This window comes from Roseburia rectibacter (genome assembly GCF_014287515.2).
Lineage (GTDB): Bacteria > Bacillota > Clostridia > Lachnospirales > Lachnospiraceae > Roseburia > Roseburia rectibacter.
The window spans coordinates 1366268-1384275 of sequence record NZ_CP092473.1 but is presented as its reverse complement, the minus strand read 5'-3'; the positions used below and the strand labels follow the sequence as shown (position 1 = coordinate 1384275).

Below are 18008 nucleotides of genomic sequence, written 5' to 3'. Positions count from 1 at the left end.
ATATCTTCTCACGATCCGATCAACACATTTTTTCCTTCAAATGCAAATCCATAATGTCTGATCTTCTCTTTTGGTATTCCCCGTGCCAACAGTTCGGCATCATAATTTTTTTCTTTGATCTGCACTAGTGCTGCCTGTATTGTTTCTTCAAGTTTCTGCTCTTTTTTATTATTTTTTACCTTAAACTCCAATATAATTGCCTGTATTTTTGTTTTTTCCCGCTCTTTCTACTCATCATGACATCATATCTGCCAAAGCCGCTTTCCCGGTTCGGCCTGATTTCATAGATATCTGTCTGGTCTGCTATCAGTCCAAGCACAAATCCATGATAAAATCTTTCTGGTTCCTGATTTCCAGCGTCTTCCCTTCCGACATCAAAATAACTAAACGTTGCAAGCGTAATCTTATTCATACAATAATTCATTGCATCCACATCCTCAACCTTTAAATAACCACTTGCTACCAGAAGACTCCATACCGCGCTTTCATCCTGTGCAAGATGGCTGAACACGATCTGTTCATCAAAATTAACTTCAATCGTCTTTCCGTTTAAAAGACTTTCCATCTGTATCTTCATATCTGCCGATGCTCATTCTCTGTAAAACATTCCTGTTCATTTAGATAGCGGTTTTGTCTATAAACATCCACAATAATATTTTTTATCTTTTGAACAGCACCTTTGTAATTGTTCTGTTTTACATCCGCAAAGCTGACAAAAATAACCCGATATGTTCCCTGCCGTATGCGGTATTTTTCACTTTCCCACCACTGCCTTATAAAATCTGTTTTATCAATATAAAAATAATGGTTCTTTCTTAAAGATACAAAATCCTGCTTTCCAATACTGATGATTCTGCTCATATTTTACCTATACTTTCCTGTTTATCGTGTAATTATCTTTACACGTTTTTGACGTTCTCTGCTGCCTGATCATATTGTATCTATCTTTTGATCAGTTTGAAAGGATTTTCATTTTCTGTAAGTTTTCTTAAAATGATCAATAATCAATTCGGAAATAATCAAGATACGCTTTATATCTGTCCTGTGCCGTAAGACAGGTATCTGTCAGATATCCTTTTTCATTGTCCCATTCTTTCAGCCCCCGATAGTAGAACATTTTTAAATCATCTTCGATAATAAATGGAACAATATTATATTTCAGACACTCTTTAAACATGATCAGTCTGCCGACACGTCCGTTGCCATCCTGAAACGGATAAATTCTTTCAAACTTCACATGAAAATCCAAAATATCTTCCAAAGACTTTTCTTCTTTCGCATTATATTCTGCCAGCAATTTTTTTATCTTACCGGATACCTGCTCCGGTAATGTAGTCTTCATACCCCCGACCTCATTTGGCATCTTTTTATAATCTCCAACAGCAAACCAGTCTTTTCTGGAATCACTGGTTCCATTTTTTAAAGTCAGATGGAGCAGCTTTAACAATTTCTCTGTCAATACCATACAGGCATCATCAATTATCATATCAATGCACCGAAAATGGTTTGCAGTTTCAATCACGTCATCCACGTTAAGAACTTCATTTTCAACACCGATGGTATTGGTTTCAAAAATATATCTTGTCTGATCGTGCGTCAGACGGCTTCCTTCCATATGATTTGAATTATAGGTTAAATCGATCTGTGTTTTATGATAGATACCGCCTTGATACTTATCTGTTTTTTCTTCTCTCAGAATATCTAACAGTGTTTTGGACTGCTGTTTTTCCTGATTTCTTCGCACTCTGTTTTCCTCCGTTCACTTTCTAGATTATTTAATTATAGCACATTACCGGTGGCAAATTCATTTTTGTCTATAAAAACGCAGAAAATCATATAAAAACACCCCTGAATAAAAAATGACACATTTATCCATGTACCCATATTCTTTATACTAGTATGATAGAAGCGGACATATAGATTCAAGAATGGAGGGTGTATTTTTATGAAAACCTACGAACGACCACAAGTATTTTGTCAGGAAGATTTATGCGAAGGCTGTCCGGCAGACAACGGTTCTTTCTGCACACTGACCAAGGAATATACAACCGGTGATAAAGACTACCGTCCTACCTGGGAACGCAATGGCGAGAGTCCGGATAAAATAACATGGATAAAAAGACCTCCCAGAAAGAATTTTTTCTTTTCCTTTCTGGAAGGTCTTTTAAAATTGTCAAAGAAAGATAAATATCTCTTCCCTTTTCTATATATTGTCTCTTATTTAAAATATGCTACACCGGACTCAAAGATTTTAAGATCCTGCTCTCCGTAAATGTTCATTGCAACACTTCTGTCACGTCTCTCAGAATGAGCCATTTTACCAAGCACACGTCCATCCGGACTTGTGATACCCTCGATGGAACAGTAAGAACCGTTGACATTCCACTCTTCATCCATGGTCGGAACACCTGCTTCATTGACATACTGGGTTGCAACCTGACCGTTTGCAAACAGTTTATCTAACCATTCTTTTGGTGCAACAAAACGTCCCTCTCCGTGGGATGCCGGGTTGCAGTATACTTTTCCAAGTTCCGCCTGTGCTAACCACGGGGACTTGTCTGTAACAACTTTTGTATATACCATTTTACTGATATGACGTCCGATCGTATTGTAGGTCAGTGTCGGGGAATCTGCTGCCTGTGGGCGGATCTCACCGTAAGGTACCAGTCCTAATTTGATCAGTGCCTGGAATCCGTTACAGATACCAAGAGCTAAACCATCCCTCTCATTTAAGAGTTTCATAACAGCCTCTGTCATCTTTGCATTGCGGAATGCAGTTGCAAAGAATTTTGCAGATCCTTCCGGTTCATCACCGGCGGAGAATCCACCCGGGAACATGATGATCTGTGCCTGATCGATTGCCTTTGTAAATTCGTCTACGGACTCACGGATATCGCTTGCATTTAGGTTCTTAAATACCTTAACGATCGTATCCGCACCCGCACGCTCAAAGGCTTTTGCACTGTCGTACTCGCAGTTTGTTCCCGGAAATACCGGAATAAATACGGTTGGTTTTGCCACTTTATTTTTGCATACATAAACAGAATCTACATGGTAGAGATCTGTTTTTACTTCTTCTTTATCCTCAGTTGCACGGGTTGGGAATACTTTTTCCAAAGTGCCTGTCCATGCATTTAATGCCTCATCGATCGCAAGTTTCATATCGCCACAGATAAATGCTGCATCCCCGTTGACAGAACCTGCTCTCTTTACATTTGCAGATAAACCTGCATTCTGCAGTGCCTCGTAGATTTCTGCTGTCTTACCTGCAGGAACCTCTGCTACGATGTTACCAAAACCCGGAGCAAACAGTGTATCTGTCGTCACATCTGCATCCACAGTTACGCCAAGTTTATTACCAAATGCCATCTTTGCCAGTGCTGCTGCAAGACCTTTTCCGTCAAGTGCATATGCAGAAACAATAGCACCTTTCTGGATCAGTGTGTGGATCACATCATAAAGTTTCATAACCTGTGCATAAACCGGCACATCATATTCATCTTTATCGATCGTAAAGTATAACAGTTCATTTCCAGCGGTTTTTAACTCCGGTGTGATGATATCCTGCTCTTTTGCAACATCCACTGCAAAAGAAACCAGTGTCGGCGGTACATCAATATCATTGAACGTTCCGGACATGGAATCTTTTCCGCCGATGGAAGGAAGTCCAAATCCGATCTGTGCATTGTAAGCTCCAAGAAGTGCTGCAAACGGCTGACTCCAGCGCTTCGGATCTTCGTTCATTCTGCGGAAATATTCCTGGAATGTAAAACGGATCTTCTTATAATCACCACCTGCAGTCACGATTCTCGACAAAGATTCTAACACCGCATAGATTGCACCGTGATATGGACTCCAGCTTGCTAAATATGGATCAAAACCATAAGCCATCATGGTTACGGTATCGCATTTTCCATTGGCTACCGGAAGTTTCGCTACCATAGACTGTGTCTCTGTGAGCTGGTATTTTCCACCAAACGGCATATAAACACTTCCTGCACCGATGGAACCGTCAAACATCTCCACAAGACCTTTCTGTGAGCAGACATTTAAGTCAGCAAGTTCTGCAAGCCATGCTGCTTTCATATCGTTCTTTGCAACAGCGTCTGCAACTTTTGGTGTAGAAATCTTATTTAAGTAATTATCCTCCGGTACTGGCATATCAACTGCAACATTGGTCTCCTGATGGGCACCGTTGGTGTCTAAGAATGCACGGGAAATATTTACGATCTCTTTTCCTCTCCACTCTAAAACAAGTCTCGGCTCCTCGGTAACAACAGCAACTTCAACAGCCTCTAAATTTTCCTCTGCTGCATAGCCTAAGAAAGTCTTGACATCAGAAGGTGATACCACAACTGCCATACGCTCCTGTGATTCGGAGATTGCAAGCTCAGTTCCGTCTAATCCTGCATATTTTTTCGGCACTTTGTCAAGCTGTACACGAAGTCCATCTGCAAGTTCTCCGATTGCAACAGAAACACCGCCCGCACCGAAATCGTTACATTTTTTGATGATATGTGCTACTTCCTCGCGGCGGAATAAACGCTGGATCTTACGTTCTGTCGGCGGGTTACCTTTCTGTACTTCAGCACCACAGACTGCTGTGGACTCTGTATTGTGTGCTTTTGAAGAACCTGTGGCACCACCGATACCATCACGTCCGGTTCTTCCTCCAAGTAAGATAATGATATCGCCCGGATCAGAAGTCAGTCTCTGTACGGCACGTCTTGGCGCAGCACCCATAACAGCACCGATCTCCATACGTTTTGCAACATAGTTCGGATGATAAACTTCTTTGACATATCCGGTTGCAAGACCGATCTGGTTACCATAGGAACTGTATCCGTGTGCAGCCTCTCTCACTAATTTTTTCTGCGGAAGTTTTCCGGAAATCGTCTCTGAAACAGGAACGGTCGGATCTGCAGCACCGGTCACACGCATTGCCTGATATACATAGGTACGTCCTGACAACGGATCACGGATCGCACCACCGAGACAGGTAGCAGCACCACCAAATGGCTCGATCTCTGTTGGATGGTTATGTGTCTCATTCTTAAAGTTAACAAGCCATTCTTCTGTTTTTCCATCTACTTCGACTGGAACAACAATAGAACATGCATTGATCTCATCGGACTCTTCCTGATCCTGTAATTTTCCTTCTTTTTTCAGACGTTTCATTGCCATTAACGCAAGATCCATCAGGCATACAAACTTATCACTGCGTCCTGCATACAGGTTTTTATGAGTATTTAAGTAATCCTCATAAGTCGCCTTCATCGGTGCACAGTAATATCCATCATCAAATGCCACATTTTTAAGCTCTGTGGAGAATGTAGTATGACGGCAGTGATCTGACCAGTAGGTATCAAGCACGCGGATCTCTGTCATGGATGGATCACGGTTTTCGTCATTCTTAAAATAGTTCTGGATATGTAAAAAGTCTTTGAATGTCATCGCAAGATTCAAAGAATCATATAATGCCTTTAACTCAGTCTCCGGCATCCCGCGGAAACCGTCAAAGATCTTAACATCCTCCGGCTCCGGGAAACTCTGCACTAAAGTCTCAGGTTTTTCTAAGCCTGTCTCTCTTGAATCGACCGGGTTGATGCAGTGTTTTTTGATCGCTGCAAACTCTTCGTCACTGATTGATCCCTCGATCGCATAAGTCACTGCGGTGCGGATGATCGGCTCTTCCTCTTCATTTAATAATTTCACGCACTGTTCTGCGGAATCTGCTCTCTGGTCAAACTGTCCCGGTAAGAACTCTACGGAAAATGTTCTCGCTCCGTTTAAATCAAATTCTTCCTCGTAAATATCATCTACCGGCGGTTCAGAAAAAACGGTTACCAGGGCTTTCTTATAAGTTTCCCCGGAAATATTTTCAATATCATAACGGATCAGTTCACGAACCTTCGTCACACCACTGATTCCAAGATAACTTTTGATTTCAGACTGCAATTCTTTTGCCCGGACTGCATATTCCGGTTTCTTCTCAACATATACACGTTTTACACTGCTCATGTGGTAACCTCCATTCTCAGTTTCCATTTATCTTTTCAAAGTATAACATAGGTTCTAAAATAAGCATAATTAATATATTTAATCTTATTTATTAATTATATTAATATTTTCAGATACTCTCATTATCAGTTTCCATTGACATATTTATAAGCCTGTCTTATAATCATAGTAATTATGTTTGTTAATGTATTTCATTCAAAGGATATGCGGCCAGCCCGCAGAAAGAGGACTTCATGGATATCAATTACGAATTATACAAAGTGTTTTATTATGTAGCAACATCTTTAAGCTTTTCTGAGGCAAGCAAACAGCTTTTTATTTCGCAGTCTGCTGTCAGCCAGTCGATCAAAACTCTTGAGAAAAAGTTAGATCAGCCGCTTTTCATCCGCAGTACCAAAAAGGTGCAGCTAACCCCTGCCGGAAAAGTTTTATTAAAACATATTGAACCTGCAATGAACTTAATCCAGCGCGGCGAGAGCCAGCTTTTAGATTCCGGCAGTCTTGGACTCGGTCAGCTTCATATTGGCGCAAGTGACACGATCTGTCGTTACTTTTTAGTTCCTTATTTAAAACAGTTCCACAAAAAATTCCCAAATGTACCGATCAAAGTTACGAATGCAACATCTTTAAGCTGTGTTGATCTCCTCGATCAGGGAAAAGTCGATCTGATCGTAACCAATTTTCCAAACTCGAATCTGAATCACTCTTATATTCAGAAAACCGTATGTAATTTTACTGACGTATTCATTGCGAATCCAGCATATTTTAATCTGAAACAGCAGGAGATCCCATTTGAAGAATTAAAACAATATCCAATTCTCATGCTCGACCGCAAGAGTACAACAAGTCAGTTTCTGCATAACCTGTTTTTACAGCATCAGCTTGAACTGATCCCGCAGATTGAACTTAGCAGTAACGATCTTTTAATCGACCTTGCACGCATCGGTCTTGGTATCGCTTTCATACCAGACTATTGTTTAAACCGTGAATCAAAAGATCTGTTCATCGTAAAAACAAAAGAAAAACTTCCATCAAGACAGATGGTTGCAGCTATCAATCCAACGCTTCCTGTTTCACAGTCTACAGAAGAGTTTTTAAATCTTTTGCCTACGATCTGATTCCCATTTAGGAACGGTTCCAGAATTTTTTTAAATACTGTTCGACTGTATCTACCCTGCATATTGTCTGCTGTTCCCATTCTCTTGGGAACAGTGCACGATACTCACTCTGCAAAAAGCGTTCATCTAAAAGTTCAATGACTCCGACATCTTCCACTGTCCTTATCACTCTTCCTGCTGCCTGAAGCACCTTGTTCATCCCAGGATAACGATAAGCATAATCAAAACCGGCGCCAAGTCTTTTTTCAAAATATCCCATCAGGATTTCTCTCTCATTGCTGATCTGTGGAAGTCCTGTACCGACAACGATTGCACCGATCAACTGTTCATTTTTCAGATCGATCCCCTCACCGAAAATACCTCCCATTACGCAAAATGCAGCTAACGATCCATTCCGTTTTTCAGATACTTCTTCTGAAAAAGCCTGCAAAAAAGATTCTCTCTCTTCTTCCTTCATTCCGGGCTGCTGGATCAATGTTTCGATCTCACAAGATGGATCTGCCTGATTTTCATCCTGGAAAATATCATAAACCTGCTCCATCATTTTATAGGAAGGGAAAAACACCATGTAATTTCCTTTTTTGGCATCGACTGTCCTCTTTATATAGGATGCGATCCGTTCAAACTCTGCTACACTCCGCCTTGTATACTTACTGCTCACATCATTTCCAAGCAACAGCAGTTTCTGTTCTTCCCGGAATGCCGTCTTCGCATAAACTGCATAATTATCCGTTTCTGTCGAAAGCAGACTCTTATAATATCCCACCGGGAGCAGTGTCGCAGAAAAGAAAATCGTCGCATTTCCCTTATTGATCCGCTCCTGAAGATTTTTGGATGGGTCCACACAATATAATTTTAGTTTAAAACGCCCATCCTGCTCATGTTCCGCATATATGACATAATGGTCATCCAATAACTCATAAATATTCAAAAAGTTACGCAGATTTAAATAAAACTCACTCAGATCTTTCCGTTCCGGAAACTCCGACGATTTCTGCAGAAATTCGTCAAGATCTGATGCCACATTCATGAAGTCAAATGCAAGATTTCCAATTGATTCATAGATCATGTATTTTTCACATTCGCGTTTATATGCCAGTAATACACGGTTACACTTTTCAAGTTCCCGTACCAGTTTTGCCTGACCATATTTCTTTAAAATCTTTTTTGCCGAAAGAAAATCTTCCTTATATATAATGGCACTGTACATTTCCCTGCTGCGCTCAACCAGATTATGAGCCTCATCCACCAGAAAAATATAATCCCCTGTTGTTCCATCTGCAAAAAAACGTTTTAAATAAACATTGGGATCAAATACATAATTATAATCACAAATAATGTCATCTACCCAGGTTGCCGTATCAAGACACATTTCAAACGGACAGACATTGTATTCTTTTGCCTGCTCTAATATCACTTCTCTCGTGATCACGTCTTCTTTTTGCAGCAGAGAAAAAACTGCATCATTTACTCTGTCATAATGTCCTTTTGCATAAGGACAGTTAATGGGATTGCACTCCATTTCTTCACACAGGCACAGTTTTTCCTTTGCCGTGATCGTAAGCACCTTTGCCTGATATCCGTTTTTGCGCAGAAGTTCAAACGCTTCTCTCGCTACTGTTCCCGTGATTGTTTTTGCCGTCAGATAAAATATCTTATCTGCCAGATCCTCGCCCACTGCCTTGACTGCAGGAAACACCGTTGATATCGTCTTTCCGGCTCCGGTCGGTGCCTGGATAAAAAGATTCTTTTTTCTTTTTATCGTACGATATACACCAGCCACCAGCTCCCTCTGCCCATCCCTGTAAGGAAATGGAAACTGCAGTGGTTTAATAGATGCCTGACGCAGCTTTTTCCATGCAAACTGAAAATCAGCCCATTTTTTGTATTCATCTATCAGCTTCTCAAACCAGTCTGCAAGCTCCTCAAATGTATAATCATAATGAAAATACCGGATATCTTCCGTATCTAAATTGCAATACGTCATCTGCACTGAAATAGCAGACAGATCGTGCTGCAATGCATAGATATAAGCATAACACATTGCCTGCGCACGGTGCACACCGATCGCATCCTCTAAAAGATCAAGTTTCATATACATGCCCTTGATCTCATCAATCGTGACTTTGCAGTCTATCGGCATCGTCCTATGGTTAAAATTGTCTGCAAATGTAATTTCCTCCGTTGCACTCTCAATTAAAATTCCATCCGCACGTCCCTCGATCACAAGCTGATATTTGTCTTCCTCTATTGCAATTTTAAGTGGAACCTCGGCATGATAATTACTGCCCTTGCGTTTTTGAATCTTCCTGTGGATTCTTCCCCCTGCAAGCATCGCCTCTGCTGAAGCGCCCCGTCCATGACGATTATCAATGTCCCCCTCCCGCAGAATAAATTCCACCAGATCACGAACTGATATTTTTATGACACCTTTTTCATTCTTTTCAATCTTTGTACTCATATATGGATTATAGCACAAAAAGACTGATTCCACATACCTTTCCAGATATATGTAATCAGTCTTTTCATCTATCCCTTTATCTTCTGTTATACATCAATACCTGATGGGCATGACCTCTGCTTTAAGCTATTGCGTATTTTCCTACGACCTGCTCAAAGCGGGCATCTCTACCGCCATATTTGATGGTAAGCTCTTTGCACACACCCAGATAAAGCATTCCAAGCAAAGATTTTGCATCAATTACTGCTCTGCTGTAACATACATCAATTTCAAAATCGCATTTTCCGGCAGCCTTTACAAAATCCTTTACTTCCTCCGTGTCAGATAATTTGATTTTTCTTTCAACCATTCGACTCATTCCTTCCTACATCGAAAACCAAAAACATTGTTTTTTCTTATCAGCTTGCTGATTATTGCACATTTTTTTTCATTTGTCAATTTTAGGAAACTATTTTTTTATTTTTAGTTTCTAAGCATAATGACAATAATGGATTTTATTTTTCTCCCGTTTGACAAAATATTAACATAGCTTTTGTTTTCTGTCGCAAAATGTATATTTATACTTGTGCAAAAATACATGAATGTGCCTTATTTTTCACCTTTGTTTTAGAATTCTTCACAATCTTTCAATCGGTTGCGCACCCAGATTTTTCCAATATCTTAAAAGATCCTTCTTATCGACAAAATTTCACGATAATTGACAGGCGACGTGTATTTGATTCCCGAACTTGGAGAACTTGCATGAAGCAATGTGTTATTTCCGGCATAAATTCCCACATGTCCGCTGTAACATACAATATCCCCCGGCTGTATCGCATCCAGGCTGACACCGTATCCGACACTGCGCAGTGCACTTGAAGAATGTGGAAGACTGATTCCAAATGCTGCATATACGCTCATCACAAACCCGGAACAGTCTGCTCCGTTCGTCAGACTACTGCCACCGTAGACATATGGGTTACCTACAAACTGTGCCGCATAATTAACAACCGCCTGTCCATTGGAAACTTTTTGTGGCTTTGTAGCTGTATTACCGCCTGACTGACTGTTATTTTTTCCCTGATCACTGCTTCCCTGTGCAGTATCATCGTTTTTTTGCGCATGTTGCGCATTTTGTGACTGCTGCTGTGTTTTTTCTGAACTTTGCTGCTGTGCTGCTGTTTTTACCGCTTCCTGCTGTGCCTTTCTTGCTGCCTCTGCTGCCTTTCTTTCTTCCTCCGCACGCGCCTTCCTTGCCGCTTCCGCCGCAGCCGCTGCCGCCTGGCGCTCCGCTTCCTCGCGCTCTAATCTCTCTTTTTCTTCCTCCTTCGACTCTGCCACACGAAATTCTGTCCGGATCGTCACATACTCTCCCGAAACGTATCCCAATCCTTCCTCCGTCGACACACGGTACCATCCGTACTCATCCAACGCATCATAGACGACCACGTCCTCACCCTCCGGCAGCATGGTAAGCACAGATGACTCTGTTCCCGGCTCGGTGCGCACAAACAACGTCGTTGTTGTTACCGTCGCATAGCGCGTGCTGACGCCTCGCGCCAGATCCTCATCTCCAACTTTTACATATTCCGCCTTCACATAGGCATTTTCCACCGAACCGGAGCTGACCAGATACCATTCCTCTCCTGCCTCATCCGTCACCGTCTCTAACACCGTCGCTGCACTGTTATTATAAAGTTTTCCGAGTGCCTCGCTTTCCACAGACGGCTCTGCGCGTAAATTCACATAATTTAACACGGACGCAATACCGATGTCGGCATATTCCGATGTGGTCTGTGGTATTTCATGCTCTTCAATGTCTGCATTTCCATTATTTTCTGCACTGTCCGTATGTTTTTTTTCATTTTCCGGTACCTCCAGCCGCATGCGTTTTTCATTCACTGCGCACAGATCCCATGACACATCTGCATACACCACACTTCCATGCCCCGCTGCAAGCACTCCTGCCAGTAAAAATGCTACGATCTTGTTTCTGTTTTTCATTATGTAGAAATCCTCCATTTACAGATATTTACTTTTTATTAAGTAAATATTACATTTTTGTTTCATTTTGATGTATCTGCATTGTAACAGAGGATAACGCGCGATTCTACAAGTAGATATTTCCAGTTTCGGGGTTCTACAATCTGCCATTCAAAAAATAAAACCCACGCATCCAAAACGGTATGTTACGTTTTGAATGCGTGGGTTTTCAGGTAATATATTAATTTATGTGTATTTTATGCAAATGGATTCTCTGTCGGGTATGGCAGGGATGCTGGCTGGTTATAGTTAATATCTTCCATTGGAACTCCAAGATATTTAAATACCTCAAACAGCGCTTTTCCGTAATGTCCGAATGCAACAGCACCGTGATGCGGATAATTTTTCTCGATCAGCACATGACGGTAGAATCTTCCCATCTCAGGGATTGCAAATACACCGATGGAACCAAAAGAACGTGTTGCAACCGGAAGTACCTCTCCCTGTGCCACATATGCACGGATCTTGTTGTCGGAAGTAGACTGCAGACGGTAGAATGTGATATCACCAGGTGCAATATCTCCCTCTAAGGTTCCATTTGTTACCTCGATCGGAAGGCTTCTTGCCATGATCATCTGATATTTCATCTCACAGCTTGCAAGTTTCTTAGAGCATGTATTTCCACAATGGAATCCCATAAAGGTGTCAGTATGTTTATAATCAAATTTACCTTTGATAGACTCTTCATACATATCTTTCGGTACAGAGTTATTGATGTCAAGTAAAGTAACAGCATCCTGGCTCACGCAGGTTCCGATAAACTCACTCAATGTTCCGTAGATATCTACCTCGCAGGAAACCGGGATTCCACGTCCTGTCAGACGGCTGTTTACATAACATGGTACAAATCCAAACTGTGTCTGGAATGCTGGCCAGCATTTGCCGGCGATAGCAACATATTTACGGTAACCTCTGTGTTCTTCCACCCAGTCAGTCAGTGTCAGTTCATACTGTGCAAGTTTAGCAAGGATCTCCGGTTTTTTATTTCCAGCTCCCAGTTCTTTTTCCATATCTGCAACAACTGCCGGGATACGCTCATCTCCTGCATGTTTATTAAATGCCTCAAACAAATCCAGTTCGGAATTTTCCTCAATTTCAACGCCAAGATTATATAACTGCTGGATCGGTGCATTACATGCAAGGAAGTTTAATGGTCTTGGTCCGAAAGAAATGATCTTTAATTCTGATAATCCGATGACAGTTCTTGCGATCGGCAGAAAATCATGGATCATGTCTGCACAATCTGCAGCATCTCCGACCGGATACTCCGGGATGTATGCATGTACATTTCTTAATTTTAAGTTATAGCTTGCATTTAACATACCACAGTATGCATCTCCACGTCCCTGGATCAGGTTATCCTGTGTCTCCTCTGCTGCTGCGACAAACATCTTTGGTCCCTCGAAATGTTTTGCAAGCAGTGTCTCGGAAATCTCTGGTCCGAAGTTGCCAAGATATACGCAGAGTGCATTACATCCTGCTTTCTTAATGTCCTCTAATGCCTGTACCATGTGGATCTCGCTCTCCACGATACAGATCGGGCACTCATAAATGTCTGCTGCACTGTATTTTTCAGTGTAAGCCTTTACTAATGCCTCTCTTCTGTTTACCGATAATGACTCTGGGAAGCAGTCACGGCTGACTGCCACGATACCAACTTTTACTTCTGGAATGTTATTCATTTTGTTTTCCTCCGCTTTCTTTTTCTGTACATACTTATTAAATAAAAATTTATTCTCTGACATTTAAGTTCTTGCCGATGAGTCCGATATGACTTCCCTCCGGCAGACCGCCCTCGGCATGACCGATCAGCCATTTATTCTTAGCTGCAAGAAGTGCATCCTCTCCGTCAGCATGTGTCTCATCTAACGGATAATTGGTGCCTTTTGGCAGAATAACTGCCACCTGAAATCCTGCATCGTCCACATGACATGGCGCATAATGTAATGTGGTTGCATACACCTCCACGGCTGTTCCTGCCGGAATCCGGAATGCCTCCATCTTTGCAGTCTCATAAGTAAAATCATCGGTCACATCTGCCTCTGATCCCAATATTAATACTGCGTCGGTTGCTGCAAGATTGATCTCTGAGCTGCGGTGATATTCCACTGCATTCAAAAGCTCATTATGTCCATTACAATATCCGATCTGGATCGGAAGTTCTCCGTAAAAGACTTTCTCGATTTCCTTTGCCACCGGTAATGCTTCTAATTCTGCGATTGACGGCTCATAAACTACATCAGATGGAACCGGTGTCTTTTTCATTGCTTCTGTCAATGCTGAAAAATCAATATTCCGGATCACTTTTCCGTATTTTCGGAAACGCGCATCCGTAACCTCATAAATCTGCATGCCCTTATTCCTCTTTTCTTATCATTCTATTTCATTTGTTTTATACACTTTATATCTGACCGTCAGATGATCTTGTCAAACAGGTCTTTGCACGCCGGATAAATATTTTTAAACTGCTGGTAACGTGCCTCATATTTTGCAGCAAGCTCCGGCTCCGGTTCTACCGTATCAACGACCTTTACGATTGCAGCCGCAGCAGATTCCACATCTTTGTACTCACCACATGCAACAGCAGCGAGCATTGCCCCTCCAAGGGATGGTCCTTCTTCTGTCTCAAGCACATCCACTTTGATATTCAATACATTTGCGATGATCTTCTTCCACAAAGGACTCTTTGCACCGCCTCCGCAGATCTTTGTACGCTCGATCGGAATGCCAAGTGTTTTTGCAACTTCAAAAGAATCACGAAGTGCAAACGCAACACCCTCTAACACTGCCTGTGTCATATCCGCTCTTGTCGTATCCATCGTCATGCCAATAAAAGTAGCTCTCGCATTCGGATTGTTGTACGGGGAACGCTCTCCCATCAGATATGGCAGATAATATACATGGTTCTCACCTAACTTTTTGATCGATTCCTGCTCTTTTTTGTAATCTTTCGTTCCGATGATCTCATCCATCCACCATTTATTGCAGGATGCAGCAGATAACATACATCCCATCAGATGATAAGCACCGTTTGCATCACAGAATGCATGAAGTGCATTGTATTTATCTACACCAAATTTAGCAGAAGAAATAAAGATTGTTCCACTTGTTCCCAGTGAAATATTGCATCTGCCATCCCCAACGGTTCCGGTCGCAACTGCAGCAGCCGCATTATCTCCGGCACCTGCTGCCACTTTTACTTTTTCCGATAGACCAAGCTCTTTTGCAATCTCCGGCAAGATCGTTCCAACACATTCATAACTCTCATATAACTTCGGCAGCATATCTGTCGTAATACCACAGATCTTGCACATTTCCTTCGACCAGCAACGGTTCTTTACATCTAAAAGCAGCATACCGGATGCATCGGAAACATCTGTACAGTGCTCTCCAGTCAGCTTATATGCAAGATAATCTTTCGGCAGCATAATCTTTTTGATCCTTGCAAAATTCTCCGGTTCTTTATTTTTTACCCACAAAATCTTTGGTGCAGTAAAACCGGTAAATGAAATATTCGCCGTATACTTTGACAATGTATCTTTTCCTATCTCATTGTTTAAATAATCACATTCCTCTGTCGTTCTGCCATCGTTCCACAAGATTGCCGGCCGGATCACCTCATCCTTGTCATCAAGAATGACCAGTCCATGCATCTGACCCCCAAAACTGATTCCAGCAACTTCTTCTTTTGGAAAACCTTCCAAAAGTTCTTTTAACCCCTGCATCGTCTCTTTGTACCAGTCCTGTGGCTTCTGTTCTGACCAACCGGGATTTGGAAAATAAAGAGGATATTCTCTTGATACGATATTTTTCACATTTCCGGCTGCATCCATCAAAAGCAGCTTCACGGAAGATGTTCCAAGATCAATTCCTATGTACAGCATACCGTTCTCCTTTTTATCAATCATATCATTATGTGCTCGTGCACGTTTTATTTATCATACATCCTGTATGGTCATTTTGCAATATACTTTTTGTACATTTTTTCTAATTCATTTTTGTTTACATTTACTTATGCAGTCACTTTTATACATAGTTTTATGCCGGCAGTGCTCCTTTCACTTTAATATATGCTTCTTTTTATATACCCGTTTCTGTGCACATGCACACAAGTTGACAACCTGTCTGTTTTTATGTTATCTTTATCTATATGAATTGATTGAAACGAAAAAGGGGTTTTTATATGGCTACCATGAAAGAAATTGCAGAACTATCCGGTGTTTCACGCGGCACTGTGGATCGTGTATTAAATCACCGCGGCATTGTCAATGCTGAGACAGAACGGAAAGTTTTAGAAATCGCAAAACTCTTAGACTATCAGCCAAACAAGGCTGGCATTGCGCTTGCTGCACAAAAGAAAAAAATAAAGATCGGTGTCCTGCTTTTTGGCGCTGAAAATCCGTTTTTTGACGAAGTCATGGATGGTCTCCACAAAAAACTCGAAGAGCTTTCTATCTACGGATGCGCTGTAATTGAACGCCGCATTTCTTTTGATCTGCAGATCCAGCTTGCGACGATTGACGATCTGGTAAAAGAAGATATTCACGGACTGATTCTCTCTCCCTATAATGACCCTGTCATACAGGAAAAAATAGATGCCCTCTGGGAGAATGGCATCCCCTGCATCACGATCAACACCGATATGCCGGATTCGAAACGCATCGCATATGTCGGCAGTGACTATCACAAATGTGGGCAGACTGCTGCAGGATTATTACATCTTTTTTCCGGGGATTATGCAAGTGTCGGAATCGTAACCGGCTCGCACAATGTACTCTGCCATGAAGAGCGTATCAGTGGTTTTACCTCGCATCTCCATGCAAAGCATCCGAATATCCGGATTGTGGATGTTGTAGAGAACAATGATGATGATTACCAGAGTTATGCGGTAGTTTCTGATCTTTTAGACCGCCATCCGGATCTGTCCGCACTCTATTTTACGGCAGCCGGTGTTTACGGCGGATGTCGTGCGGTTTTAAATGCCACCCTGCAGCGTCCTCTTAAAATCATTACATTTGATGCCGTCCCATCAACCTGTGAAATGATACAAAACGGCATAATCTCTGCAACGATCTGCCAGCAGCCGGACGAACAGGGTGCTTTATCACTCTCTCTTCTTATGGATTATCTGCTGACCGGGAAACTGCCGGAAAACCGTTGTATCTATATGGATCTGAGTATAAAAATAGCTGAAAATCTTTAAGCCACAGGGCTACTTTGTTATCTCATTTTAAAATTCAAAGATTCTTTCAACCATTGCCTGCCAGCTTGCTGACTGCCGGATGATGATCTTGCTATCCTCGCTGCTGATCTGGTTGTGTTCAGTGACATGCTGGCAAATATCGCTGCAAGAAATGCAACACGAATTAAAAAAAGTGCCGCAAATACGGCACTTTACGAGTGGACCTGACGGGAGTCGAACCCGTGTCCAAAAACCAATCCCCTGTCCTTCTACGAGTGTATCCTATGTTTTGACATTCCCTCCGCCAGACCTGCGTAGGCACAGTTCCGGTTTTAGTAGCTTCATCATACGCCCACAGACTCAAAGCTTTGTCTGTGTCGTTTCTCACATAGTCGAAGCCTGAATCCTAAAGTGTGAGTGCTCTAGGTCAGACTGCTGCCATCATGGGCAGCAAGTTGCAGCTGTTAGGCTGCAACCGCTAAATTATCTTCAGCGTTTAATTTTAATTTTGGAATTTGACGCATCCCGTGCGACTCGCTTCTCCAGCTTCATGATCCCTGTCGAAACCATTACAAGCCCATAAATATATATTTCAGATGCAGTCTTTCTTACACAAAATATTATTTTCTGTGTACAAAAAATACATCATCCATTCTTTTTTATAAATTACTTTAATACAGATTCTTTACTTTGAAATCACGCTCTGCCTCACGCCGCATATCCTTCTTGGCAATATCCTGACGTTTATCATACTGTTTCTTACCTTTTGCAAGCGCAATATCGACTTTTACAAGGCTCCCCTTAAAGTATACCTCAACCGGCACTAAAGTATAACCCTTTTCTGCAATCTTTCCGACCAGCTTGCGGATTTCTGCCTTATGCATCAAGAGTTTCTTCGGACGCAGAGGATCACGGTTGAAGATGTTCCCCTTTTCATAAGGACTGACATGCATGCCATAAATAATGACCTCACCATTCTCGATACGGATAAACGCTTCTTTGATGCTGCATTTTCCCATACGCATGGACTTTACCTCTGTACCATGCAGTTCAATACCCGCCTCATAACGTTCTTCTAAGAAAAAGTCATGGTAAGCCTTCTTATTATTTGCGATCAGTTTTTTTTCTGTCTTTGCCATCATGACCTTCCTTTCTTATCCAATACCCAGCTTGTATAGTATACCCCGAAATGAGGGGGAACGCA

15 protein-coding genes and 1 other RNA gene are annotated in these 18008 nt (G+C 41.8%); 3 read left to right on the top strand and 13 right to left on the bottom strand.

Translation table 11 applies throughout. The features are described 5' to 3' along the window. Positions 1-8 precede the first annotated feature (8 nt). The 5 genes from H8S51_RS18230 to H8S51_RS06560 form a co-directional block, all read right to left on the bottom strand. On the bottom strand, positions 9-191 hold the full coding sequence (locus tag H8S51_RS18230; protein WP_330646776.1) for a PD-(D/E)XK nuclease domain-containing protein: 183 nt from the start codon (positions 189-191) through the stop codon (positions 9-11). After that, positions 176-577 (bottom strand): PD-(D/E)XK nuclease domain-containing protein, encoded by a 402-nt coding sequence (locus H8S51_RS18225; protein ID WP_330646775.1) that lies wholly within the window; start codon positions 575-577, stop codon positions 176-178. The genes H8S51_RS18230 and H8S51_RS18225 overlap by 16 nt, the downstream gene beginning before the upstream one ends. Further along, positions 574-861, bottom strand: coding sequence for a P-loop NTPase family protein (locus H8S51_RS18220; RefSeq protein ID WP_330646774.1), 288 nt, complete (start codon positions 859-861; stop codon positions 574-576). The genes H8S51_RS18225 and H8S51_RS18220 overlap by 4 nt, the downstream gene beginning before the upstream one ends. A gap of 136 nt (positions 862-997) precedes the next feature. After that, positions 998-1744: a Fic family protein gene (locus H8S51_RS06565; RefSeq protein ID WP_186898946.1), complete on the bottom strand. Its 747-nt coding sequence runs from the start codon at positions 1742-1744 to the stop codon at positions 998-1000. A 473-nt stretch (positions 1745-2217) separates the two neighbouring features. Beyond that, on the bottom strand, positions 2218-6021 hold the full coding sequence (locus tag H8S51_RS06560; protein ID WP_186898947.1) for a phosphoribosylformylglycinamidine synthase: 3804 nt from the start codon (positions 6019-6021) through the stop codon (positions 2218-2220). 233 nt (positions 6022-6254) lie between these two features. Between H8S51_RS06560 and H8S51_RS06555 the strand changes: the two genes are divergently transcribed. Continuing rightward, the gene (locus H8S51_RS06555) at positions 6255-7139 is read left to right on the top strand and encodes a LysR family transcriptional regulator (protein WP_117921289.1); all 885 of its coding nucleotides are present in this window, start codon (positions 6255-6257) and stop codon (positions 7137-7139) included. Positions 7140-7146: 7 nt separating this feature from the next. Here the strand turns inward: H8S51_RS06555 and H8S51_RS06550 are convergent, their stop codons facing one another. The 6 genes from H8S51_RS06550 to xylB all read right to left on the bottom strand — a co-directional run bounded on the left by H8S51_RS06550 (position 7147) and on the right by xylB (position 15506). Beyond that, positions 7147-9600, bottom strand: coding sequence for an ATP-dependent DNA helicase (locus H8S51_RS06550; protein ID WP_186899072.1), 2454 nt, complete (start codon positions 9598-9600; stop codon positions 7147-7149). 121 nt (positions 9601-9721) lie between these two features. Beyond that, on the bottom strand, positions 9722-9949 hold the full coding sequence (locus H8S51_RS06545; RefSeq protein WP_117921290.1) for an HPr family phosphocarrier protein: 228 nt from the start codon (positions 9947-9949) through the stop codon (positions 9722-9724). Positions 9950-10260: 311 nt separating this feature from the next. Further along, on the bottom strand, positions 10261-11601 hold the full coding sequence (locus tag H8S51_RS06540) for a C40 family peptidase (RefSeq protein ID WP_118210636.1): 1341 nt from the start codon (positions 11599-11601) through the stop codon (positions 10261-10263). Between the two features lie 218 nt (positions 11602-11819). Further along, a complete protein-coding gene (locus tag H8S51_RS06535; RefSeq protein ID WP_118210658.1) occupies positions 11820-13304 on the bottom strand; it encodes an L-fucose/L-arabinose isomerase family protein in 1485 nt (494 codons plus the stop codon). A 49-nt stretch (positions 13305-13353) separates the two neighbouring features. After that, on the bottom strand, positions 13354-13974 hold the full coding sequence (locus tag H8S51_RS06530) for a DUF4867 family protein (RefSeq protein WP_118210637.1): 621 nt from the start codon (positions 13972-13974) through the stop codon (positions 13354-13356). Between the two features lie 62 nt (positions 13975-14036). Beyond that, positions 14037-15506, bottom strand: coding sequence for a xylulokinase (gene xylB, locus H8S51_RS06525; RefSeq protein ID WP_118210638.1), 1470 nt, complete (start codon positions 15504-15506; stop codon positions 14037-14039). Between the two features lie 299 nt (positions 15507-15805). On the opposite strand from xylB, the gene H8S51_RS06520 reads away from it, so the two are divergent. Both H8S51_RS06520 and H8S51_RS18500 read left to right on the top strand, forming a co-directional pair. Continuing rightward, positions 15806-16825: a LacI family DNA-binding transcriptional regulator gene (locus H8S51_RS06520; protein ID WP_118210639.1), complete on the top strand. Its 1020-nt coding sequence runs from the start codon at positions 15806-15808 to the stop codon at positions 16823-16825. A gap of 72 nt (positions 16826-16897) precedes the next feature. Next, positions 16898-17032, top strand: a complete 135-nt coding sequence (locus H8S51_RS18500; protein WP_408639578.1) for a DUF6774 domain-containing protein — start codon at positions 16898-16900, stop codon at positions 17030-17032. Here H8S51_RS18500 and ssrA read toward each other — a convergent pair. After that, positions 17021-17383: a transfer-messenger RNA gene (ssrA, locus tag H8S51_RS06515) on the bottom strand. The two genes, H8S51_RS18500 and ssrA, sit on opposite strands and share 12 nt — an antisense overlap. 92 nt (positions 17384-17475) lie before the next feature. Next, positions 17476-17943, bottom strand: coding sequence for an SsrA-binding protein SmpB (gene smpB, locus H8S51_RS06510; protein ID WP_117921295.1), 468 nt, complete (start codon positions 17941-17943; stop codon positions 17476-17478). Positions 17944-18008 lie beyond the last annotated feature (65 nt).

Coding starts and splice junctions, on each gene's coding strand:
- H8S51_RS06535 (WP_118210658.1), bottom strand. CDS start 13,304: ATGAATAACATTCCAGAAGTAAAAGTTGGTATCGTGGCAGTCAGCCGT.
- H8S51_RS06555 (WP_117921289.1), top strand. CDS start 6,255: ATGGATATCAATTACGAATTATACAAAGTGTTTTATTATGTAGCAACA.
- H8S51_RS06540 (WP_118210636.1), bottom strand. CDS start 11,601: ATGGAGGATTTCTACATAATGAAAAACAGAAACAAGATCGTAGCATTT.
- H8S51_RS06530 (WP_118210637.1), bottom strand. CDS start 13,974: ATGCAGATTTATGAGGTTACGGATGCGCGTTTCCGAAAATACGGAAAA.
- H8S51_RS06520 (WP_118210639.1), top strand. CDS start 15,806: ATGGCTACCATGAAAGAAATTGCAGAACTATCCGGTGTTTCACGCGGC.
- H8S51_RS06560 (WP_186898947.1), bottom strand. CDS start 6,021: ATGAGCAGTGTAAAACGTGTATATGTTGAGAAGAAACCGGAATATGCA.
- H8S51_RS06545 (WP_117921290.1), bottom strand. CDS start 9,949: ATGGTTGAAAGAAAAATCAAATTATCTGACACGGAGGAAGTAAAGGAT.
- smpB (WP_117921295.1), bottom strand. CDS start 17,943: ATGGCAAAGACAGAAAAAAAACTGATCGCAAATAATAAGAAGGCTTAC.
- H8S51_RS18220 (WP_330646774.1), bottom strand. CDS start 861: ATGAGCAGAATCATCAGTATTGGAAAGCAGGATTTTGTATCTTTAAGA.
- H8S51_RS18225 (WP_330646775.1), bottom strand. CDS start 577: ATGAAGATACAGATGGAAAGTCTTTTAAACGGAAAGACGATTGAAGTT.
- H8S51_RS06550 (WP_186899072.1), bottom strand. CDS start 9,600: ATGAGTACAAAGATTGAAAAGAATGAAAAAGGTGTCATAAAAATATCA.
- xylB (WP_118210638.1), bottom strand. CDS start 15,506: ATGCTGTACATAGGAATTGATCTTGGAACATCTTCCGTGAAGCTGCTT.